18 protein-coding genes are annotated in these 17,776 nt (G+C 50.9%); 7 read left to right on the forward strand and 11 right to left on the reverse strand.

All coding sequences use genetic code 11. The features are described 5' to 3' along the window. Positions 1–215: 215 nt before the first annotated feature. On the reverse strand, positions 216–2,012 hold the full coding sequence (locus tag Q5741_RS11795) for a M3 family oligoendopeptidase (protein WP_305024291.1): 1,797 nt from the start codon (positions 2,010–2,012) through the stop codon (positions 216–218). Between the two features lie 111 nt (positions 2,013–2,123). Between Q5741_RS11795 and Q5741_RS11800 the strand changes: the two genes are divergently transcribed. Both Q5741_RS11800 and Q5741_RS11805 read left to right on the forward strand, forming a co-directional pair. Continuing rightward, positions 2,124–2,291: a YycC family protein gene (locus Q5741_RS11800; protein WP_305024292.1), complete on the forward strand. Its 168-nt coding sequence runs from the start codon at positions 2,124–2,126 to the stop codon at positions 2,289–2,291. Continuing rightward, a complete protein-coding gene (locus Q5741_RS11805) occupies positions 2,288–2,518 on the forward strand; it encodes a hypothetical protein (protein WP_305024293.1) in 231 nt (76 codons plus the stop codon). The genes Q5741_RS11800 and Q5741_RS11805 overlap by 4 nt, the downstream gene beginning before the upstream one ends. Positions 2,519–2,605: 87 nt before the next feature. Here the strand turns inward: Q5741_RS11805 and Q5741_RS11810 are convergent, their stop codons facing one another. Both Q5741_RS11810 and Q5741_RS11815 read right to left on the reverse strand, forming a co-directional pair. Then, positions 2,606–3,310, reverse strand: a complete 705-nt coding sequence (locus tag Q5741_RS11810; RefSeq protein WP_305024294.1) for a DUF2225 domain-containing protein — start codon at positions 3,308–3,310, stop codon at positions 2,606–2,608. 52 nt (positions 3,311–3,362) lie between these two features. Further along, positions 3,363–3,740 (reverse strand): globin domain-containing protein, encoded by a 378-nt coding sequence (locus tag Q5741_RS11815; RefSeq protein WP_305024295.1) that lies wholly within the window; start codon positions 3,738–3,740, stop codon positions 3,363–3,365. A 387-nt stretch (positions 3,741–4,127) separates the two neighbouring features. Between Q5741_RS11815 and ylbJ the strand changes: the two genes are divergently transcribed. Beyond that, positions 4,128–5,387 carry a sporulation integral membrane protein YlbJ gene (ylbJ, locus tag Q5741_RS11820; RefSeq protein ID WP_305024296.1) on the forward strand — a complete coding sequence of 420 codons (1,260 nt, stop codon included), beginning with the start codon at positions 4,128–4,130 and terminating at the stop codon, positions 5,385–5,387. Between the two features lie 113 nt (positions 5,388–5,500). Then, a complete protein-coding gene (locus tag Q5741_RS11825; protein ID WP_305024297.1) occupies positions 5,501–6,304 on the forward strand; it encodes an NAD kinase in 804 nt (267 codons plus the stop codon). 67 nt (positions 6,305–6,371) lie between these two features. Here the strand turns inward: Q5741_RS11825 and Q5741_RS11830 are convergent, their stop codons facing one another. Beyond that, a complete protein-coding gene (locus tag Q5741_RS11830) occupies positions 6,372–7,463 on the reverse strand; it encodes a YutD-like domain-containing protein (protein ID WP_305024298.1) in 1,092 nt (363 codons plus the stop codon). A gap of 52 nt (positions 7,464–7,515) precedes the next feature. After that, on the reverse strand, positions 7,516–8,418 hold the full coding sequence (gene lipA, locus Q5741_RS11835) for a lipoyl synthase (RefSeq protein ID WP_305024299.1): 903 nt from the start codon (positions 8,416–8,418) through the stop codon (positions 7,516–7,518). Positions 8,419–8,634: 216 nt separating this feature from the next. On the opposite strand from lipA, the gene Q5741_RS11840 reads away from it, so the two are divergent. After that, a complete protein-coding gene (locus Q5741_RS11840; protein WP_305024300.1) occupies positions 8,635–9,717 on the forward strand; it encodes a M23 family metallopeptidase in 1,083 nt (360 codons plus the stop codon). 54 nt (positions 9,718–9,771) lie between these two features. On the opposite strand, the gene yunB is transcribed toward Q5741_RS11840, so the two are convergent. The 6 genes from yunB to Q5741_RS11870 all read right to left on the reverse strand — a co-directional run bounded on the left by yunB (position 9,772) and on the right by Q5741_RS11870 (position 15,205). After that, positions 9,772–10,641, reverse strand: coding sequence for a sporulation protein YunB (gene yunB, locus Q5741_RS11845; RefSeq protein ID WP_305024301.1), 870 nt, complete (start codon positions 10,639–10,641; stop codon positions 9,772–9,774). Between the two features lie 205 nt (positions 10,642–10,846). Continuing rightward, entirely contained in the window at positions 10,847–11,413 is a 567-nt protein-coding gene (locus Q5741_RS11850) for a sugar O-acetyltransferase (protein ID WP_305024302.1), read from the reverse strand. A gap of 2 nt (positions 11,414–11,415) precedes the next feature. Continuing rightward, positions 11,416–12,642: an MFS transporter gene (locus tag Q5741_RS11855; protein ID WP_305024303.1), complete on the reverse strand. Its 1,227-nt coding sequence runs from the start codon at positions 12,640–12,642 to the stop codon at positions 11,416–11,418. Positions 12,643–12,651: 9 nt separating this feature from the next. Continuing rightward, positions 12,652–13,671, reverse strand: coding sequence for an ROK family protein (locus tag Q5741_RS11860; RefSeq protein ID WP_305024304.1), 1,020 nt, complete (start codon positions 13,669–13,671; stop codon positions 12,652–12,654). Between the two features lie 149 nt (positions 13,672–13,820). Beyond that, a complete protein-coding gene (locus Q5741_RS11865) occupies positions 13,821–14,015 on the reverse strand; it encodes a helix-hairpin-helix domain-containing protein (protein WP_305024305.1) in 195 nt (64 codons plus the stop codon). A gap of 116 nt (positions 14,016–14,131) precedes the next feature. After that, on the reverse strand, positions 14,132–15,205 hold the full coding sequence (locus Q5741_RS11870; protein ID WP_305024306.1) for an HD-GYP domain-containing protein: 1,074 nt from the start codon (positions 15,203–15,205) through the stop codon (positions 14,132–14,134). A gap of 385 nt (positions 15,206–15,590) precedes the next feature. Here Q5741_RS11870 and Q5741_RS11875 point away from each other — a divergent pair, with 385 nt between their 5' ends. Continuing rightward, complete coding sequence (locus Q5741_RS11875) at positions 15,591–16,370, forward strand: TrmB family transcriptional regulator (protein ID WP_305024307.1); 780 nt, start codon at positions 15,591–15,593, stop codon at positions 16,368–16,370. A 44-nt stretch (positions 16,371–16,414) separates the two neighbouring features. Then, positions 16,415–17,659 (forward strand): MFS transporter, encoded by a 1,245-nt coding sequence (locus Q5741_RS11880; RefSeq protein ID WP_305024317.1) that lies wholly within the window; start codon positions 16,415–16,417, stop codon positions 17,657–17,659. Positions 17,660–17,776 lie beyond the last annotated feature (117 nt).

Raw genomic sequence — 17,776 nt, forward strand, 5'->3', positions numbered from 1 at the left:
TAGTTATAATAAGTAATATATAGTGCTTACGACTCATTATAAGCCAACAACCAGGACCTATCAACAAATCAAGGTAAAATTGGGTGATAATCCCTATAAATGTATATTTATACCGCTTGTTCATCTCCTATTCCGATCTTTTTCAATCATTATCGACAACATTCTGTCGACAAAAAGACCCTCCGACATTACCGGAAGGGTCTCATTTGATTCCATTATGATTTGCTTGTCAATTCCAGAAACTCTTCAATATCAGATGCAACCAGATCAACGGCCATCTGCCAGAAATCACGCTGCGTCAGATCCGTTCCCAAGTGCTTCTGTGCCAGCTCTTCTACCGTCATGCGGCCAGTATCCTGCAGCAAAGCATCATACTTCGCAGCGAAGCCGGAGCCGTTATTCTGTGCAAAGGCATAGATGCCGGCACTGAACATGTATCCAAACGTATACGGATAGTTATAGAACGGTACACCCGTGATATAAAAATGCAGCTTCGAAGCCCAGAAATGCGGATGGTATTCGGAGAGCGCATCCAGATAAGCTTCCTTCTGTGCAGCAACCATTAGTTCATTCAGTTGGTCTGCGCCAACCAGACCTTTCTTGCGCTGCTCATAGAAACGGGTCTCGAACAGGAAGCGGGCATGAATGTTCATGAAGAATGCTACACTTCTCTGAATTTTATCTTCCAGCAGAGCAAGCTTTTCCTGCTCGTCCTTTGCCGTTCTCACAAGCGCGTCAGAAACGATCATTTCAGCAAAAGTCGAAGCTGTCTCTGCCACATTCATCGCGTATCCTTGATTCATCGGCTCCAGTTCATCCATCACATGCTGATGATAACCGTGACCCAGCTCATGGGCAAGGGTGGATACGTTTGACGCTGTTCCGGCATAGGTCATGAAGATCCGGGTCTCTTTGGTCAATGGCAGCGAGGTACAGAAGCCGCCAGGTCGCTTGCCGTCACGGTCTTCGGCCTCGATCCAGTTTTTCTCGAATGCCGTTACTGCAAAGTCAGCCATTCTTGGGCTGAATGTACGGAACTGGTCTACGATCTTTTCAGCAGCTTCATCATAAGTTACTTTGCTCACCGACTTGCTGATCGGCGCTTCCACATCATACCAGGCCAGCTTGTCGACACCTAAAAGTTCCGCCTTGCGCTGCAGGTACTTCACGAGCATCGGTTTAGCATCACTAATAACCTGCCACATCGTATCCAGCGTCTGGCGCGACATCCGGTTAATCGACAGCGGCTCCTTCAGCACATCTTCCCAGCCCCGGTTCTCGTACAGCTTCAGGCGGAAGCCGCCCAGGTGGTTCAGGACATCAGAAGCATATTCGCCTGCTTTGCCCCAGGATTTCTCCCACTCGGCGAATACGGCCTTGCGTACTTCACGGTCCGGATCATCCAGCTTGTTGGCAGCCTGGCCTGCGGACAGTTGCTTGACCTCGCCATTCTCTTCAACAGCTACCGTAACATGACTCACGATCGTATCGTAAAATTCGCTCCAGCCATGATATCCGTCCACAGCCAGATCCAGGGCCAAACCTTCCATTTCGGGAGACATTTTATCCTGAGCCTTTTCCCGGCTTTCGTTCAGGACAAAGGCAATCGGTCTGATATTGCTGCGCTCCAGCCATGCGGACCATACATCGTCCGGCGTCAGGCGCAGCAGGTTGTCCAGCAGTGCATCCGCACTCTTGAGCAGGGCATAGATGGAGGAAATCCGGCCGCTGAGCTGCACGGCTTTCTTATCATGCTGATTCTGCGCAGTCAGACAGGAGACGAATGCACCCGCCTGGCTGGCACGAGTCATTGTGCTCTGAAGCAGATCGTAGATGGAGTCGTAGCTCTCGGTTTCCTTCACATTCTGCGGTGGTTGTGCTGCTTTGACCTGGGCCAGCAGTTGTCGAAGGTCCTGTTCCAGCTGATCCAGAAAAGCGGTAAATGCTTCGGAGGAGGATCCTCCCGGGAAAATGGATTCGAGATCCCATGTTTGCTGTAATGGCTTTTTCAAATGGTACTCCACCTTTCGTTATCTGCTGTAGTTGGGTCTATTTATATTTGAAGTGGCCTCATACAAAGTGTATAACTATAGAGTACAGGAAACCTACAAGGAGGTTAGAGTATGAGACCATTACAAATCTCGCCGGAGACGGCTTTGAAGCTGTCGGAGAAGCTCGGAGTTCCTCTGGAGCATCTGATGCATATGCCGCAGCATATTTTACTCCAGAAGCTCGCGGAGCTGGCCAAGGATGAGAATCCGGGAGACGGCGGCAAGGAAGGCAGCGAATGATCCCTTTTGAGAATACCTGGCCTTATGATGTGATCATGGGTGATGTATATGTACAGGAGTGCCCCTTCTGCAGGAAAGAGCAGGTACTGCTCCCCATGAAGCCCAGAGAGCTTGTCGAAATCCGTGAAGGCAAAAAGAAACTGCTTGTCTTCCCCTGCTGCCATCATCGGGTTACGCTGGTAGATACCGACGACGATTACTTGTTGGCAGATTCTCCGCTTCGGTAGGACGGATACAAAGATAAAGGAGTCACCGGCTGCCGGTGCACTCCTTTTTTACTTTGTTATAATTGTATGATGATTTGGCCAAAATTACTAGTTTCCCTGCTTCATTTCTTCAGGAAGCTCCATTTGCTTGTGCTGCATCTGCTCCCGGAGAACAGCCCATTGTTCGCGTGAAGCTCTGATCATGGCCGCATCAACGATGCTCTGGTCATTAATGACTCTGGAGAACCAGCGCACCGCTTCATGGAAATTACCAATCCGCCGGTTCAGCTCACCAATCAGATACAATAGGCGTGCATTGTTGGCCCCTGCCCCTTCCAGTTCGTAAACACGGACATAGGACTCCAGACTGAAGTTCAGAAAGCGCAGCTCCTGCTCATGCTCCTCACGGTAACGGTACAGCCAGGCGATATGCTGAAGCAGACTGGCTATAATACGCTCCTTCTCCCCGATAATCTGTGCGCACAGAAGAGCAAGCTTGTACGTCTCGAGAGCATGCTCCCAGGTGCGCTCCTCACTGTAATCCCGGGGCTGCCAGCGGCTGCTGACCTGCTCGGAGAACCTTTGCTTTTGTGCGTCCGTCAGCCTTTCCATGGAGTGCTCTGTCGAAGCAAAGCCGCATTGCGGACATACACGGACTACATAAAAGTCGGGATTTTCGGATTTATAGTAAGCGCAGAAGTCGGAATCGGTACGAATCGCTTTTTTGAAGCTGGGCCGTACTCTTGACGTCATAAACTCATGTTCACAATGGACACAGGACACTTTTAATTGGTACAACGGTTTTAATTCCACTTAGGACATCCCTTTCCGCCTAACAAATCTATATCTTCTATATTATCGGCAATCAGGGTGTATTTACAAAGTGGAACGCCGGACCTGCGAGCCTCTGGAGAATAAAAGAGCGCAGCGGCTCCTCTACACCTGTGTCATCCAGCGCATCCGCCATACAGGCCAGCCATGCTTCCGCACGATCATTCGTGACCTCGAACCGCATATGCCGTGCCCGCATCATGGGATGGCCGTATTCATCGGAGTACAGAGAAGGACCGCCGAAAAACTGGCTGAGGAACATATACTGTTTCTCCATCACCGGGTGAATATCCGCAGGGAACAGCGGTCCCAGCAGCGGATTTTGCTGTACTTTGGGGTAAAAGGCTTCTACTAGGGCACGCACGCCCTCGGCTCCGCCAAGGTTCTCATATATCGTTTGGTTCGGATTCATGTTGTCCCAACTTTCCATTCAATTTAGACCGGATCAACCTGTTTTAAAGTATAACAAAAAACAAAAAATGGCGCTAAACGATGTTTAGCACCATGAGTATAAAAACCTAGTAGCTGCGCCAATCCTCTTCACCAGGATGGACAAGAGAGGCTCGGATCACATACACAAATGCGCAAACAAAAATTCCGGCGACGATACTCATACTCATCACTCCATCCCAATAAGTTAGTCAATCAACCGTTATCGCTTTAAGGATATTCTATCATAATCGATGTCAAAAAACAGCCTGTTTTGTAAACGCTTTCTATAAAAAAATGTGCTGTTTGTCCCAGGCTCTTCATACACTTGTACCAGCCGGTTCGATTGAGTTCTGAAGGAGGCCTTCCTTTGTCGCTTATTCATCGTTGGTCCGTTCCCGTGATCGCTGCGCTGCTGTCCGGACTTTGTCTGCTCCTGGTTCTGTATCCCCAGGCTGCTTGGGATGCCGGTATACGCGGACTTGCCATCTGGTGGGACGTGCTGTTTCCCTCACTGTTTCCCTTTTTTGTCATCTCCGAGCTGCTGCTCGGCTTCGGAATTGTACATTTTATCGGCACGCTGCTCGATCCGCTCATGCAGCCGGTCTTCCGAATTCCCGGCAGCGGCGGATTTGTGGCAGCTATGGGTTATGCATCTGGCTATCCCATTGGGGCCAAGCTGACCGCCAAATTGTATCAGGAGCAGCTTCTAACCCGCGAGGAAGGAGAACGGCTGGTCGCATTTACGACCTCATCGGACCCTATCTTTCTGATCGGCGCCGTGTCCGTTGGCTTTTTTCATAATCCCCAGGCTGCGCTTGTGCTGGCTTCAGCCCATTATGGAGGGGGATTGCTGGTTGGGCTGCTCATGCGTTTTCACGGAACGAAAAGACCTTCCCGCTTGCCTAAGTCCAGACCATCCGCTGAGCCGCAGAGTACAGAACAGCGAAGAAGCCGTTTACGCCGGGCACTTTCTGCCATGCACCATGCTCGTATTCAGGACGGCCGCAGGCTGGGAGAACTGCTTCAGCAGTCCATATCCTCATCCTTACAGCTTATTATGGTCGTCGGGGGACTGGTTGTATTCTTCTCTGTCATGCTTGAAGTCACCACACGCGCAGGACTCATGGGCGGATTGTATGCTGGGGTCGGCCACCTTCTGGGCATGGCCGGTATTCCGATGCAGCTGACGGAAGCGATGATTGGCGGCCTGTTCGAAGTAACGCTAGGTGCGCGTGGAGCCGGCAGCGCCGGTGAAGGCATTCCTCTGGAGTATAAATTGGCTGCCGCTGCGTTTATCCTGTCATGGGGCGGATTATCTGTTCATGCCCAGGTCGCAAGCATCCTGAATGATACGCCTCTTCGTTATCTGCCTTTTATGATTGCACGGCTGGTCCATGGTATGCTTGCATCTATTCTGGTTTTGTGTCTGTATCATCCTCTGATGGGCTCATCGATGTCGGTGCTGGCTCCTTTTAAGGATACAGGGGCAGACGCTCAGCCAGGCCTGTTTGCTTATGTGTCCCTGCAGATACAATGGCTTCTGCTGCTGCTGGGCCTGCTGCTGCTTCTGGCCGGGGCTGCTTCCGGCTGGAAACGGATAAAGCTCTATTTTTCCGGCTGGAAGTAGCCTCTGTTTCACGTTTTTTCGCTCATATTGTAAAAATGCCAGTCCCTCAAACATTGTTTTCTTTCTTATAATTGATTATGATCGATATAAACCCAAACAAAGGAGCTTTCATCTTGAGATATTATGTTCTGGACCGCGGGGATCAGCTATCGGTAGACTTGGCCCAACAGTTTCACCGGCTGGCTTCCGAGAGAGGCTTCGAGCTGGACGCCGAGTCCCCCGAAATTGTCGTCTCCATTGGAGGGGATGGCACGATGCTGCATGCGTTTCATACGTTTATCGACAGATTGTCCGACATGGCCTTTGTTGGCGTACATACCGGTCACCTTGGCTTCTATGCCGATTGGCGGGCTGACGAGCTGCATGATCTCGTTGATCATATGAGCGGAAAAAACGGCCAGGAGCCCAAAAAGCCACGCATCGTTCAGTACCCCTTGATTGAACTGGATATTTACAAAAAATCGGGGAACTCTTCGCATATTGCTTTGAATGAGTTTACACTGAAGGGCGTGGACGGTACCGTCGTGGCCCAGGTGGATATCAATGATGTCACGTTTGAAATGTTCCGCGGAGACGGAATCTGCATTTCAACACCTTCCGGAAGTACGGCATACAACAAGGCTCTTGGGGGCGCCATGGTACACCCGCAGATTGAAGCCCTTCAGCTAGCCGAAATTGCCTCGATCAATAACCGGGTTTATCGTACCTTAGGCTCGTCGCTGCTGCTGCCGAAGCATCATCACTGTGACATCTTTTCCCGCAAGGAGCAGCGGCTTGTACTGACGCTCGACCATCTGAACATCCCGGTCGATGATTTGATTTCGGTCCGCTGCCAAGTGTCCAATCAGAAGATCAGCTTTGCCCGCTACCGCCCTTTCCCGTTCTGGAACCGGGTGCGGAATGCCTTTCTGAGCTAGTCATTGCTCACCAACGACAAAAGCGTTTCCCTCAGGTGAGGGAAACGCTTTTTTGGACTGTATTGATTTATGACCTGGAATCCCCGTTCGGTGCTTCCTTCCTGGATTCACTGCGGTCCGGGCGGCTGCCGCGCTGCTCTGGAGCTGCAGTGCCGTCCTTGCGGGACGGCTTCTCCCGGCGTTCACTCCGCTCCGGTGCGGCAGAGACCTTCGCACGCGATTCGCCGCGTTCACGCTGCCCTGCCGGTTTCTCGCGGTTTTCTTTCTTCTCGCGCGAGAATTCTGTACGGTCCCGGCCCTGGCTGCGATCCCGGTTCTCTGAGCGGGATCGCTGCTCCCCCTTCTCCCGGGAATCCGGCTTAGCTCTAGATTCACTCTTGTCTCTGGACTCGCCATTGCTGCGTTCACGCTCGCGGCGTTCCTGGCGTTCCTTATAGGAGCTTCGATCCCGGCGGTAAGGCTTCTCTTTGTTTTCCTTGACGTCCTTAGTCTCTTTGCCTTCACTGCGCTCGGAAGCCTCGCCCGCACCGGCATGACTGCTGCGTTCCCGGCGTGAAGACCGCTCCCTTTCCCGGCTCTCCTGCTGTTCCCGCTGAGGTGAACGGTAGCGGTTCTCAATCCTGCCTTCAATCCTGCCTTCACGGGAAGTCTCCTTCATAGGCGCCTGTGTTTCGGCAGCCGCCGTTTCCGCTGCGGAAGCGGCTGGCTCTGAAGCTTCGGCTGTCGTCTTCTCGTCAGCCGGAACAGCAGCCGGAGCCGCTTCAGCCGCCGTTGCGGTCTCCTGCGAGACCACGGAATCCAGCAGCTCTGTCCCTTGCACCGGCTGCGTCAGAGCTTCATCGCCCTCACTCTCCGAGGATGGAATATCTTCCTGGCGTACGGGCTTCTCTTTGCTCTTCTGCAGAACGAAGTAAGCACATCCGAAGTTGCAGTACTCGTTGATGTATTCCATAATGCTGACAACGGATGTATCCCGATTCGCCTTGGGATGACCTTCCTTGTAAAAGCCCTTTAAACGCAGCTGGCTGTATCCCCAGTCGCCGATAATGTAATCATACCGGTCCAGCACTTCACTATATCGGTCACGGAAAGCTTCGGGATTCCAGCCGTTTTTATAATCCTGAACTACTTCATATGTTTTACCGCTGATATGAAACAATGTGTTTCTCCCCGCCTTTCCATTCATTAGTCCTGTTCTGCCCGCTCAGGGATCAAGCCTGGGTAATCCGGCTCTCCACCTGGCGGCCCGCAGCTGACTTCACCTGCTCATGCGCATGATACGAGCTGCGTACCATCGGACCGGACTCTACATGACTGAAGCCGCGCTTCAGTCCCTCTTCCTTCAGCTGAGCAAACTGCTCAGGCGTATAATATTTCTCCACGTACAAATGCTTGTCCGAAGGCTGCAAATACTGCCCGATTGTTAAAATATTGCAATCCACAGCACGCAGATCATCCATCGCCTGCAGAATTTCGTTCCACTCTTCGCCTACACCCAGCATGATGCTGGATTTTGTTGGGATCTCAGGCTGCATCGCTTTGGCCCGCTGGAGCAGCTCCAGAGAGCGGCGGTATTTGGCCTTCGCTCTGACCTTGTCGGACAAACGCTCAACAGTCTCTATATTGTGGTTCAGAATATCCGGCTTGCTGTCCATCACAATCTTCAGAGAAGCCTCATCCCCCATAAAATCGGGAATAAGCACTTCCACGCTGCACAATGGCAGACGTGACCGAACCGCCTTTACACTCCCGGCAAAGATGGAAGCCCCGCCGTCACTCAGGTCATCCCTCGCCACACTGGTAATGACACAGTGCCGAAGATTCATCTGTTCCGCAGCCTCCGCCACACGTTCCGGTTCCTGCAGATCCAGCTCTGTAGGCAATCCGGTGTTCACGGCGCAGAAGCGGCAGGCACGAGTACAGATATCACCCAGAATCATAAACGTTGCCGTACGGTTCGCCCAGCATTCATATATGTTAGGGCATCGTGCTTCCTCACAGACCGTATGTAAGGTTTTGGAACGCATCATATCCTTAATTTCCTGATAGTTGTCACCTGTCGTCAGCTTAATCCGGATCCAATCCGGCTTCGGTTCTTTGACTTTTTTGGACACTGCTTATAGACCTTCTTTCTGAAAGAGAAGTTAGATTGTCTGCTGCCACATATTATAACATGAATGCCGGGAAGAATGCTTCATGGATCTGATTCGTATTTCCTTTTTCAGGATGAGGAATAAAGACGGCCGATTTGATTGAACCTAACCGAAAGACTTCCTTCTGCATCCTTTGAAGGCCAGCAATCTGATTTTAAAAGGTAGGTGTCAAGCTCTGTGTCCACATCACCGCTTCCGAGACGGAACAACCCCATTGTCAGGACCGTACTTGCACTGCTCGTTTGCCTGATCTCACTGCCCGCTGCTTCTGTCGGAGCTGTTCCCAGCCAGCATGCTCAAGCCGGGGACAAGCAGTCAGCTGGCAAGAAGAGCATGCTGGAAGAGCGTCGTGCACTGTACGACCACATGGCCGCAGTAACACATATCCCGTGGTACCGGCTGGCTGCTATCGATCAGTACGAACGTACTATGACTACAGCACATCCCAAGGACCGCAGGCATTCCCAGAGGCTGACAGGCATCGTCTTCTCCGAAGCGGTCTGGGCCGGCGCACTGAACCCTGATCCTGCGGATCAGTCCCCGCGGTCTATTGCGCTCTTCTCTGGGGTAGGCTTGGATGGTTCCGGAGACGGCCTAGCAGATCGAGAGAATGATCTTGACCTGATGTACACGATGTCCCGGCAGATTATCCGGTTTGGATTAAGGGAGGAAGATTTCCATCAGGCATTGTGGAGTTATTATCACAACAGCCGTGCGGTTCAGCGAATTCAGCAGTTCGCGCGCATGTATCAATCCTTCGATACGCTGGATCTCCATGCTCACGCCTTCCCGCTTCCAGTCAGCTCCGATTATTCCTATCGCAGCACATGGGGAAGCGGACGCAGCTGGGGCGGTTATCGGATTCATGAAGGGACGGATTTATTTGCCCGTTATGGCGTCCCGGTGCGCAGCACCTGTTTTGGCATCGTGGAGGTCAAGGGCTGGAATCCGTTTGGCGGGTGGCGAATCGGGATTCGTGACCTGGATAACCATTACCATTATTACGCTCATCTGTCCGGTTATGACAAGAGTATCAGCACCGGTGACCTCGTTAAGCCCGGTCAGACGCTGGGCTGGGTAGGGAGTTCAGGCTATGGCAAGCCCGGTACACAGGGCAAATTCCCTCCGCACCTGCACTACGGTATCTATCGCGATAACGGGTTGACCGAGTGGTCTTTTGACCCGTACCCTCTGCTCCATCAGTGGGAAAATGCCGAACGTACAGCGATCCGCAGCAAAAAGAAGGGCCCACGGACATAAACGGGCCCTTCTTTTTTTTGTATGAATCTACCTTTTCCTGTTATGCTGGCTTCGTCAACCGCCGCTGTCTTCCTCCGTAGTGCCGGAGACGTCGGAACTGCCGTCTACTTCATGATCCGCGGACTGCCGGGATACGCCAGGGATTTCACTGCTTTCCTGCTCGGTTACGCCCGTTCCGGTGCTCCCGATCCCGCTGCTGTTCTTGCCTGTACCCATCGGTAACGAAATGTTAGGCGCGCTGCCGCCATTCTCTCCGACGGGCCGGCCTTTACTGTCATAATAATACATAGGCACATCCCCCACCACCATCAGGTAAGAAATTGGAATCTCCGTATCCACAACCTCGGGTGCCATATCAAAAGGGACCACAACAGCCACCTCGGCGGTAATATGGATATAAACCTCAACCAGTACCATGTTAATCCCGGCGTCCTGCTGTCTTGTATTCAGATCCACCTTAACCGCACCCTGCGGCTCTATCTTGACCGGGATATTAGGTCCAAATGATGCCAGTACAGGGCTTCCCAGTGCCTGCCCGAGCGGGATGCTTTCCTTAAGTGTGTGCATGTCCTGCAGCGTGGACTGAACAATTTTAAGCGTTTCTGAGGTAATCTGCATATGCTCCCCATAGTTCAGCATGAAGCCTGAAACCTTGCCCTTGTCGTCCATTCTCCAATCAATAAGCTTATCAAGATCCTTACGCTCGGCCACTTGGGCTGTTATCGCTGCATTGATTGCCTCAGTCGCTGCCTGCTTTACCCTGATTTTGGCCAAATGCTCAATCGGCGGCTTCAAATTACGTTCAACATAAGCAAAAATCTGCAGCAGTACGATCAGCATGATCAGCAGTCCAACAATCCACCATTTTCTTCTGCTCCGCGGTTTGCCCGTTTTTTGACTGTGCCATCTCGCCCTTCTCCCCATGACTCATTCCCCCTGAAGCGAACACGCCCTCCCTACATGGATATGCCCTGGCTGTACAAAAAAGAAGGAGGATTCGCTTGCCGCCTGCCTTTGTCCTTATTCTCGATGCCTTCATAGCACACAAAAAGGGACAGCCTCCATGGAGAGCCGTCCCCTCAACACCTCCGTCAGGCAGCCTTCGATCCCGGTGAGATGTTGGAATATTTTAGTGACTGAAATCAACTTCCTTAATAAACTTAGCCGGATTGCCCCCGACAATCATGTGATCTGGAACATCCTTAGTTATAACAGCTCCTGAAGCGATAACCACGTTGTTGCCAATGGTCACCCCGGGATTAATGACTGCCCGGCCGCCGACCCATACATTATTGCCAATCGTCACCGGCTTGCCGTACTCAGGCCCCTTAATCCGTTCATACGGGTTCACCGGATGGGTCGCCGTATAGATATGAACGCCAGGTCCGAACAGACAGTTATCACCAATCCGCACTTCGCATACATCCAGTATGGTGCAGTCAAAGTTCGCGTAGAAATGTTCTCCGACATGAATGTTGTAGCCATAGTCAAACCGGATGTTCGGCTCCATACTCAAGTGAGTGCCTGTTGATCCCAAAAGCTCTTTAAGAATCTGTACCCGCCGCTCTTCATCCACCTCAGTGGTCTGGTTGTACAACCGTGTCATCTGCCGGGCGTATGCCCGCTCACGTGTCAGCTCAGGATCTGCAGCGATATAGAGTTCGCCATCCAGCATTTTTTGTTTTTCTGTTTTCATATTTAGGATTCCAGCCTCTCTTGATTATTGTGATTCCTTACGTGCCCAAGTGGACTTGCTGCTTTGGATAAAACACCTGCAGCAATGACACCGATCAAGACGATGATGAGGGCACGAAGCAATCCATAGTGTTCACCCAGAAACCCGAGGAACGGCGGTCCTGCCAGAAATGCGAGGTAGCCTGTCGCAGCCACGGCACCGACTCGAGCTGCCGCTCCCTTCGGTTCATCGCCGGCTGCAGATAATCCGACAGGAAAGCCGAGTGAAGCACCCAGCCCCCACAGCACGACACCAACGGAGGCAATCAGGTAATGCTGCCCCCAGATCACAAGTGCGATGCCTATGACAGCGGCTGACGCGCAGCCACCCAGCACAGGCACCCTTCCATAACGGTCCAGAACCCATCCGCCTGCAAAACGCCCCAGTGTCATCGCCGCAACAAACAATCCATAAACAAAGGTTCCCGTGAGTGAACTTACATCATAGCCATCTACCATCGTTAGAGGCAGCCAGTCGTTAGCTGAGCCCTCGGCGAACGCCATACCCAATACGATAATACCGATCAGCAGCGTTCGCTTCTCCTTGAACACCAGGAACTGCTGCTTCAGAGACGAAGCTTTGTGCTCACCTGATGAGGCTTGTTCCTTTCCGGTATCGCCAGGCAGGTAACGATAGCAGTACAAGATGGCAGCAGCTATCAAAAGAGCCAAGATGGAGAAATGAGCAATGATGGGCAAATGCACCGCCACGGCACCTGCACCGATTGCAGCCCCTGCAAGGGTTCCCACGCTGAAAAAGCCATGAAATGCCGGTAAAAGTGTCCGATTTAACGCTTTCTCCACAGCCGATCCTTCCACATTCAAACCGACCTCTGCAGAACCGTAGCCACAGCCAAATACCAGCAGCCCAATGATAACAACCGGGACCATCTTTAAGGTTATACCTGCTCCAGTGATTACAAATCCGGTCAAAATCAGCAGGGAGCTGCCCATAATCACCCAGCGGGCCCCCTTTCGTGCAATGACTGTGCCCGTCCCCAGCAAGCCGATCATCGACCCAGCAGCAATCGCGAATATGATAATTCCCATCTCTGAAGTCGAGATTTGTAGCAAGTCCCGCACTGCCGGGGTTTGCGAGACCCAGGAGGCAAAGGACAATCCCGGCAGGGCAAACAGCAGAAACAAAATATTACGTACAATACGGAGATCCGTAGAGTGTTTTGTTGCCATCACTGCGCGTTACCTCCGTTTCTCCACCAGCTGCAGCGAGTATGTCAGACTTTCTAAAGTCATCGAACTAAGACCATACATATAGTCCTCATCGGGCTTCTCCAGCAGGGTTAATTCCGGCATATGCATCTCCGGTATATATTTCAGACAATCTTGTCGAATCAGATCCAGGTCATCCGGCTCCACCAAGTCTCCTGTCAGCGCAATCGTATCCGGGTTCAATACAGCGATGAGGCTGGATATGCTGCAGGCAGCAAGAGAAGGAAAGGTCCGCCGATCATGCAGCTTACGAAATTGTTCTTCGTGGGATAAGCCGAACGGCAAAAAGGCGATCTCTCCTGCAAAACGTGTACTGCCCCTATGAATATGTCCATTTACCATCATGCCCGCTCCAGGAAGGCTTCCTCTGATAAATGTTGCCACAGCAACTGACTTTTCTTCTTCATAGTCCTGCTTTTGATAAAAGCCATACACCATCAGGTTCATATCATTTTCCATAATGACCTGTACGCCATGTTTCTCGCGGATCCTGGTTTCGAGCGGTACATGAACCAGCTCAGGGATGTCGCACACATTGATGGCCCCCTCATTCACGGCACCCGGTACACCGATCCCGACAGCCCGGATTTGGGGGAATCGGTTCATCAGCGTGTCCACCCATTGTTCGATCACAGACGGAAGCAGGCTTGTAACCTCCTCAAAACCTTCATCCACCTGCTCACCTGCCAAATTAACAACTGTAAAGGTCAGTGAATGTTTCTTGACACCCGCTCTAATGATCATGCAGGCAACATAAGCGTAATTTACGTTATACTGATACACTCTCGCGGGCCGTCCACCGCTGGATTCCTCCATTTCCAGCTCCAGCAGCTCACCAGTAGCAAGCAGCTCATTCAGGATGCTGCCGCAAGTTGCTACACTCAGACCCGTTGCTTGGGCCACCATGGACTTGGTTCCTTTTTTCATCGTTCGGAGAGCCTGCCGTACCAGCTCCTGGTTCATTCTCTTGATTTGTCTGGTATTGCTCATCATCGGAGTCATAAAGATTTCACTCACCGCCACTTTTTAAAATACTTTTAATAAGTTTAAACATAATCCTTCTCCTTCCTTTTGTCCAGACTTAATTAAACAAAAAAAGAAACCCAGCGAAAAATCGTTGAGCTTCTTGTTAGATGCTTCTATGTATGAATCAATACCTTGTCCTTATTCTGTGCCGGTTCTTCACAAGACAGAAACATCAATAAGGAGAAGAGCAGTTCAAAAGTCTGTTCCCCCATGTACTTGATCAGCCGAAGCTGATGTTCACTCACATTGGCAATATCCTCTATCGTCTGGTATCCGTTACGCCGGAGAATATTAACCAATTTGTTCATCCTGGCCGAACTAAAATGAAGGGCTGCCGCAGCCTCGGCCAGATATGAAATATCCTCTTTCAAAATCCTGTCGTCCAACATTATACGTTCTTTGATTATGTATGATTCGAATCGAATCATCCTACAATCTCCTTAATTGAAATTCCCTTATCTTTACTAAGATCCAGGAATTCCGTTTCGCTTAATGCAATTAACGGACGCGTAGGGTAATTCGGATGAACCATGACGATCTGGCCTCGCTGATAATTTGATAATACAACCTCGCAACCAAGCTGACCGTTCATGAGGGATGCCAACAATGTCAAGCCAGTTTGAGAATCATATATATTCTGGATAATTCCGTTATGTATGTGCTGGACTACTTCATAGAAAGGAAATGGGGGCCGGTAGGGACGTTCCGAAATCATCGCTACATAGACATCAGCCAGTGCAACGATCTTGCTTAGAGGATCAATCTGCTCTCCTTTCAGCCCGTTGGGATAACCGCTTCCATTCTCTCTTTCATGATGCTGAAGAGCCACCAAAGCAACCCGGGGATCGACGTCCGAATTTTGAATAAGGTCATATCCCCACACGGTATGCTGCTTCATGATTTCCTGTTCGTGAAATGTCAGCTTATCCGGCTTATTAATCAGAGAGGAAGGCAATTTTAAGGAACCCATATCGTACAAAGTTGCCGCTGTGGTAAGCAGTTTCAGCTCATGCTGATTCAATCGCAGCTGTTTCCCCAATTTGGTAGCCGTTACTGCAACACCTATGCTCTGTTTATAGCGATAGTCCTCTTTTTCCTTGAGTTCAGACAACAATCCGAACAGGCTCCGTGAATTTGTAGCCTCTGTTATAGCTGGAATTAGCTTTTCTTCAATCTCGCTTACAGGGATGGCGCCCTGATCCTGAATGATCCTGTCAATGTCCTGAAGATATACCTCCGTTTTGTTAATCAGCTCGCGTGTATCCTGTGTGGTAAATTGGACGACAGGTTGATCTGATTGCTTATGGGCAGCTTGTGATTCTTCTAATTCCCGGCTCAATGCACACTTAATATCTTCTATTTCAATTTTGAAATTTTTCAATTTGTTGACATGGCTCCGGGATAATGCTGTTCCTTTGGAGACTAAAAGCACGCCTGATGCGTCATTAATATTCTCTTTCAGTACACGTCCTACTAATTCATCATATGGGTTCGCCATCTTTTGCAACTCCTTCTAAACTGCATTGAATATCTGCTGTTACCCGAATCATAAAGCAACCTCCCTGTTTTAATCCCCTTCTTGGGATGAGACTTAGGGAGCAGTATAAATAACTTTCGCAAAGCATCTCCCTTCTCACGAGTGAGAACCTGTACGATTGTACTATGTTTTTTTCGTCATTTTCTGGAATTAATTTAATGGTTCATTTGATTCAAATATAACTAAGCTGGCTGAGTCTAATAGCATACTAAACAAGTTCTGAAACTGTAACTGCAAGGGACCAAATTCACTTTATTAACGAGGTTAATATGTAAATTTAGATTGACGCCTATTGTAGTCGTATTCTAGAATAACACTATAATTATTTGCAGAATGGAAGGTGCCTATGATCGAATCATTACGGAAACTTGGTATGTCCGAGCTGGAGGCAAAATGCTACCTGGTACTGCATGAGAAGTCTCATGTGTCTGGATACGAGGTCGCCAAACATGTTTCCGTATCACGGACTAATGTGTATGCGGCACTACGGACGCTGCACGAGAAAGGAATCTGCCGTCAGATTGAAGGTGAACCCGTTCTCTACGAGGCGGTGCCGATCAAGCAGGTCGTGAGGCTGCTGCAGACTGATTTTGACCGGACCTCGCGGCTTTTAGTCGAAGAGCTGTCTGCCCCGCCAAGTGCCCCGCCCTTTTTTGCAAACTGGAAAGGAGACAAGCTTGTACAGCAGACGATCCGGCGCCTGATTGCGAATGCGGAACGAAACGTCCTGGTTGATGTGTGGGCAGAAGACCTGCCTCAGATGGAGGAGCCATTGCTTGAGGCAGAGCGGCGGGGAGTTTCTGTTCATGTGATTGTAATGGGAGAGTACAGAACACAGCTCCAGCATGTTATTATTCATCAGCGCCCGGCTTCAGCGCCCGGCCAGATCAGACACTTCTCCCTGCTGTGTGACCAGGAGGCAGCCTTAATTGGCAGTCTCGGATCCTCTGCGGAAGCCTCGTTACTGGAAAGCAACCATCCCAGCATTATCGATCAGCTGAAGAATGCCTATGTGCATGACGTAGTTATTCTGCAGATTGAGCAGGACTTCGGGAATGAACTGGTCTCCAAATACGGAGAGCAGTATCAGAAAATTAGGGATAAACATCCGGAAATCGGGTCTTGAGCTTATATGAAAAAAATGAAAGCTGATCACTTCAGCAGGAGGGAATCACCATAGCCGCAAATACGTCATCCGTTCTTAGAATCCGCTCGTTCCGCCACTTGTGGCTAGCCCGGATTTTCTCAACCACCTCATTTCAAATGTTAACCGTTGCCATCAGCTGGCACATGTATGCCCTGACGAATAATGCATTCAGTCTCGGCCTTGTCGGCCTCGTCGAATTTATCCCCATGCTGCTCCTGACGCTGGTAGCCGGACAGGTTGCAGACCGTTTTGACCGCCGCACGATCATTTTTATCTGTCAGCTTGCGGAGGGGGCCATCGTTGCGCTGCTGTTTGCGGCCAGCCTCGGGGACTGGGTTCAGAGCTATCATATTCTGATTGCAGCTGCCGTATTGGGAACTGCCAGAGCCTTTGAGAGCCCTACTTCAGCGGCGCTGGTTCCTGACATCGTGGAGAAGAAGGAACTGCCGCAGGCGGCTGCCTGGTCGGCATCAGCAGGACAGACCGCCTCCATTATCGGGCCTGCATTGGGCGGTGTGCTGCTGCGCTTTGGGCCATCGATTGTCTACGGCATTGCGATTGCAGCCCTGCTTATTTCGGCTTCCCTGATCTTCTCGATAAAAATACGCCGCGTGATTCGCAAAGAGGAAACCTCTAACATGGATTCCCTCTTGAATGGACTGCGGTTCGTCTTCAAGCGGAAAATCATTCTGGGAACGATCTCCCTGGACCTGTTTGCGGTACTTCTTGGCGGCGCAACAGCGCTGCTGCCCATCTTCTCGGATGAAGTTCTGCATACCGGAACCTGGGGGCTCGGCTTGATGCGTACCGCTCCGGCGGTGGGTGCCCTGCTGATGTCACTGGTGCTTACCCGGTTCTCGATTCAGCACGCCATCGGCAAGTTTCTGTTCAGCTCGCTGGCTGTCTTCGGCCTTGCCACGGTGCTGTTCGCCGTATCCAAGAATCTTACCCTCTCGCTGATAGCCCTCTTCCTGATCGGTGCGTCAGATGTTGTGAGTGTCGTCATCCGGACCACTCTCGTTCAGTTGAATACGCCTCAAGATATGCAGGGCCGTGTGAACGCAGTCAACATGCTATTCATCGGGGCCTCCAACCAGCTGGGTGAATTCGAATCCGGAACGATGGCCTATTGGTTTGGTCCTGTGACGGCTACGGTCATCGGCGGTGTCGGCACGATCGGCGTCGCCATTCTGTGGATGTATATGTTCCCGCAATTGCGAACCTTAAAGACCTATTATGATCACAGTTCTGAGATGAAACCAACCTAGAACCTTTTAGGGTCATACAAAAACCCGCCTGTTCTCCGAATGGTCAAGACCCCATTTAGTAGACATTGAAAAAACACCTAGGCAGCAAACTGGCGTCGGTAGTCTACCGGCGTCAGT

It is taken from the genome of Paenibacillus lacisoli (assembly GCF_030580655.1).
Taxonomy (GTDB): Bacteria; Bacillota; Bacilli; order Paenibacillales; family Paenibacillaceae; genus Paenibacillus; species Paenibacillus lacisoli.

Bases quoted from the DNA above. Each gene is read 5' to 3' on its own strand.
- Q5741_RS11860 (WP_305024304.1), bottom strand. From the start codon at position 13,671: ATGAGCAATACCAGACAAATCAAGAGAATGAACCAGGAGCTGGTACGG.
- Q5741_RS11800 (WP_305024292.1), top strand. From the start codon at position 2,124: ATGAGACCATTACAAATCTCGCCGGAGACGGCTTTGAAGCTGTCGGAG.
- Q5741_RS11865 (WP_305024305.1), bottom strand. From the start codon at position 14,015: ATGAACAAATTGGTTAATATTCTCCGGCGTAACGGATACCAGACGATA.
- Q5741_RS11850 (WP_305024302.1), bottom strand. From the start codon at position 11,413: ATGAAAACAGAAAAACAAAAAATGCTGGATGGCGAACTCTATATCGCT.
- yunB (WP_305024301.1), bottom strand. From the start codon at position 10,641: ATGGGGAGAAGGGCGAGATGGCACAGTCAAAAAACGGGCAAACCGCGG.
- Q5741_RS11815 (WP_305024295.1), bottom strand. From the start codon at position 3,740: ATGAATCCGAACCAAACGATATATGAGAACCTTGGCGGAGCCGAGGGC.
- Q5741_RS11805 (WP_305024293.1), top strand. From the start codon at position 2,288: ATGATCCCTTTTGAGAATACCTGGCCTTATGATGTGATCATGGGTGAT.
- Q5741_RS11870 (WP_305024306.1), bottom strand. From the start codon at position 15,205: ATGGCGAACCCATATGATGAATTAGTAGGACGTGTACTGAAAGAGAAT.
- Q5741_RS11855 (WP_305024303.1), bottom strand. From the start codon at position 12,642: ATGGCAACAAAACACTCTACGGATCTCCGTATTGTACGTAATATTTTG.
- Q5741_RS11875 (WP_305024307.1), top strand. From the start codon at position 15,591: ATGATCGAATCATTACGGAAACTTGGTATGTCCGAGCTGGAGGCAAAA.